Source organism: Parvibaculum sp., assembly GCF_035325945.1.
Lineage (GTDB): Bacteria > Pseudomonadota > Alphaproteobacteria > Parvibaculales > Parvibaculaceae > Parvibaculum.
The window spans coordinates 1-3,762 of the sequence record NZ_DAOKYX010000058.1 but is presented as its reverse complement, the minus strand read 5'-3'; the positions used below and the strand labels follow the sequence as shown (position 1 = coordinate 3,762).

Here is a 3,762-nt window from a genome sequence, read left to right as displayed (position 1 = left end):
CGCCGTTCATCGACGCCATCGGCTCCAAGGTCAACATGATGGAGACCGTGCTCGATGTGCCGAGCCAGGAGGTCATCACGCGTGACAATGCGATGGTGACGGTGGACGGCGTCGTCTTCTATCAGGTGCTCGACGCGGCCAAGGCCTCCTATGAGGTCAACAACCTCAAGCTCGCCGTGCTCAACCTGACGATGACGAATGTCCGAACCGTCATGGGCGGCATGGATCTCGACGAGTTGCTGTCGCAGCGCGATTCGATCAACGCGCGGCTGCTGAACGTGGTCGATGAGGCGACGCATCCCTGGGGTCTCAAGGTCACGCGCATCGAGATCAAGGACATAGCGCCGCCGCGCGACATCGTGGATTCCATGGCCCGCCAGATGAAGGCCGAGCGCGACAAGCGCGCCGCCATTCTGGAAGCCGAGGGCCGCAGGCAGGCCGCCATTCTCGCAGCCGAGGGCCAGAAGCAGGCGGCGATTCTCGAAGCGGAAGGACGCCGCGAGGCCGCCTTCCGCGATGCCGAGGCGCGCGAGCGCCAGGCGCAGGCCGAAGCGAAGGCGACGCAGGTCGTGAGCGACGCGATCGCGGGCGGCAATGTGCAGGCGATCAATTATTTCGTGGCGGGGAAATATGTCGAGGCGCTGCGGGATATCGCCTCGGCGCCGAACCAGAAGCTCATCCTCATGCCGCTGGAAGCGGCGGGCGTCATCGGCGCCATCGGCGGCATAGGAGAAATCGCGCGTGAAGCCTTTGGCGGCGCGGGGGCGGCAGGCCCGCGCACAGGCGGCGCGCCGCGCGGCGGAACTCCGGGCACCGTGCCGCCCGTGCGCGGCGGAGACTGAGCGATGGAGAGCGAATCCTCGCTTCTGAGCGTGCTCGGCCCCTGGGCGTGGTGGATCGCGGCGGCGGCTTTCGCCATTCTCGAATTGCTGGCGCCGGGCGTCTTTTTCATCTGGCTCGCGGCAGCCGCGGCCGGGGTGGGGCTCGTCATGCTCATTGCCAGCCCGCCGGTTGCGGTGCAGATCGCGCTGTTTTCGGTGCTTGCCGTCGCCGCCGTCTGGGGTTCGCGGCGTTTTCTCACGAAGCATCCGATCGAGAGCGACCGGCCGCTGCTCAACCTGCGCGCCGAGGGGTATATCGGGCAGGTCTTCATGCTCGAACAGGCGATTCATAACGGGCGCGGCAAGGTGCGGATCGGCGATACGCTGTGGCTTGCGCAGGGGCCGGAGCTTGCTGCGGGCAGCGCCGTGCGGGTCGTGTCGGCCGATGGGAATATTCTGATCGTGGAAGCGGCGTAAGCATCGTCGCATCCGGCATTGCCCCGCTACTCGATGCCGGGCCTATCTTCGTCCGCGATACAACTTGAAACCGCCGATCACGATGACAAGCGCGCCCGACGCGAACAGCATCAGAATGCCGCGCAGATCGAACATCACCAGCGTGTCGAGACCGACGACGCCTGAGTGCCAGAAAGTCCATTCGCCGCCGATTTCTCTCGCAAGTGTGGGGTTGCCGGTTTCGAGGACCAGGATGCCGTCGCCCGTGGCCGGGTCGATACGCGCCGTGGTGTTGATCGCCGGATAGTTGTTGCCGTCGTGACCGATCACATAACTGCCGGCTCCGTTGGGAACGTAGAGGGTTTCGCCCAATCCCCAGACCGGCATGCCATAGAGGAAGGCTTGCGGGCGCCGCATGGATTCGAGCGTCGTGGGGCTCAATACGCCACGGCCGGGCGGAGCGCCGTTCGCGCCGGGAAACTGCGCCGCGATAAAGCGAGTCATATCCGCCGCCGATGTATAAAGCGAAGCTGCGGAAAGCGCGGTGAACCTGTAGTGGGGGGCCTTCGATCCGTCTGCATTGTAGAAGTCCACGAGATGCGCGGGGTCCGGATCGACAAAGGTTGACTGCGTCATTCCAAGAGGCTGAAAAACCATGCGGCGCATGACATCGTTGAACGGTTCGTGCGTCACTTCCTCGACAAGAAGCTGCAGCAAAAGATAGCCGCCGCCGGAATAGCGCCAGTTTGTCCCCGGCGGCGCGGTGACGTGCGTAATGCCGCTCGCGCCCGGTTGTGCGTCCGTTGCGCGCGTCAACTCCTGTTCGATCGAGGGCAAGGCTTGCCCTGGCGCAAATCCGCGGAAGCCCAGGCCGTCGGTCAGGCCGGCTGTGTGGCTGAGCAATCTGCGCACTGTAACGGCGTCGTTGTCGAATTTGCCCGGCGGCAAATGCCATCGGGTAAGATAACGCGACACCGGCGCGTCGAGGTCGATACGATGCTGCTCGACCAGAGCCATGACCCCCCAGGCGGTGATCCACTTGCTCATCGAGGCGACCTGAAAGAGGGAATTGCCATCGACCGGCCGGCCATGCGAGGCGTAAAAAGTTTCTGCAACATGACCGCGATCGAACAACACGATCGCAATGTTGCCTTTCGACTGCATCGCGTACCGGCCTTCGGCCCAGTGGAGAAAGCCCGCTATATCGCCTTTCGCCGCGGGCATCGCGCGCCACCAGCCCTCCCGTGCGCCGCAGGCGACGAACGCCGCCCAGATGAGGAGCAGGACAATCGCAAAAAGGATAGCCCGGCTCAGTCTTCTCATGTGCCGCCCCGTTATTGCCGTGCCCCGCATCGTCATTCGCCTGCGCGCGACAGATCAGAAGCTATCCGATACTTTTTCCGAATCCAATTTCTCCCGGCGCATGTAATGCGCGGGGCGCCCCCTTCAGGCAGGAAGGCAGGCCGTGCCGGTGAGATTGCCGGTCGTTCCGCGCACGCTGCGCTTTTCCGTGAAGTCGCGGCAGCGGCGGCCTTGTCCGTCCCTGTATTCGCGGATTGGCGTGATCTCGCCATTGGCATGTTCGGAGGCCGTGGACCAGCGGATCGGCGTACCGATGGGCACCTCCATGATCCTCGCCATTGCATCGCGCTGGGCAGAGGCGGGGAAGCCCGACAGCGTCGGCCCGGTGGAGCCGCGCAAGGCATAGCCGATGGCAAGGCCCGCGATGATCGAGGCTTTCGCGCCTTCGCCATAACCGATGACGGAGCCCAGAAGCGCGCCGCCGCCGGGACCGACAAGGCCGGTGCCGCGATCGTCCACGGGCGGCGTGATGAGCGGTTTCGGCGGCGTCTCCCTGATCTCGGGGCGCGGCGCGGTCTGCGGGGCGCAGGCCGGGAGCAGCAGCGCCGCGCAGAGAAGGGGCATGGCGGCTCTCATGATGGCTCTCATGATGGCTCTCATGGCGCCTAGTCCTTTTTCAGGAAGGGCATGATGATGCGCCGCAGGGCGGGGCTGAATGCGGCGAGCGCGCCGAGGATGACGGTGAGAACCGGCAGATGCGCGCTTGACCCCTTGATGAGACCCAGAACGCCCATGCTCAACTGATCGAGGCGGCGCTCGAACTGCTCGAAGTCGCGGCGGATTTCGTGACGCGCCTCGGTAATTGTCCGGTTGGCGATTTCCATTTCGAGGCGGTCGGCGCGGCTTGGCGGCCGGCGCGCGAGCAAAAGCGCGGCCATGGCGAGAACGAGAAGCCCCGCGCCGGTGATGAGCGCGGCAAGCGTCGGGCCGTAAAGCTGCGAGAGGGCGAGAAAGACGGCCATTACCAGCATGACGAGCGCGATCGCCGCGATCAGCATGGCCGCGCCCACCCAGGCAAGGCGGCCGACGGCGCGGCGCGCCTCAAGCTCGGCGCGGTAAAGCTCGGCCTCGGCGAGGCGGCGCATATTGGGGGTCGGATCGAGCATGGCGGTTCTCCTATCGC

General features: G+C 65.2%; 5 protein-coding genes. 2 read left to right on the top strand and 3 right to left on the bottom strand.

Annotation, left to right across the window (positions count from 1 at the left end; translation table 11 throughout):
• Both PKA57_RS14850 and PKA57_RS14845 read left to right on the top strand, forming a co-directional pair.
• On the top strand, nt 1-842 hold an 842-nt coding region (locus PKA57_RS14850; protein ID WP_324301929.1), incomplete at its 5' end, for an SPFH domain-containing protein.
• A 3-nt stretch (nt 843-845) separates the two neighbouring features.
• Nucleotides 846-1,298, top strand: a complete 453-nt coding sequence (locus tag PKA57_RS14845; protein ID WP_324301928.1) for an NfeD family protein — start codon at nt 846-848, stop codon at nt 1,296-1,298.
• A gap of 42 nt (nt 1,299-1,340) precedes the next feature.
• Here the strand turns inward: PKA57_RS14845 and PKA57_RS14840 are convergent, their stop codons facing one another.
• The 3 genes from PKA57_RS14840 to PKA57_RS14830 all read right to left on the bottom strand — a co-directional run bounded on the left by PKA57_RS14840 (nt 1,341) and on the right by PKA57_RS14830 (nt 3,745).
• Entirely contained in the window at nt 1,341-2,600 is a 1,260-nt protein-coding gene (locus PKA57_RS14840; RefSeq protein ID WP_324301926.1) for a serine hydrolase domain-containing protein, read from the bottom strand.
• A gap of 123 nt (nt 2,601-2,723) precedes the next feature.
• Nucleotides 2,724-3,227: an RT0821/Lpp0805 family surface protein gene (locus PKA57_RS14835; RefSeq protein ID WP_324301924.1), complete on the bottom strand. Its 504-nt coding sequence runs from the start codon at nt 3,225-3,227 to the stop codon at nt 2,724-2,726.
• A gap of 17 nt (nt 3,228-3,244) precedes the next feature.
• Nucleotides 3,245-3,745, bottom strand: a complete 501-nt coding sequence (locus PKA57_RS14830) for a phage holin family protein (protein ID WP_324301921.1) — start codon at nt 3,743-3,745, stop codon at nt 3,245-3,247.
• Nucleotides 3,746-3,762 lie beyond the last annotated feature (17 nt).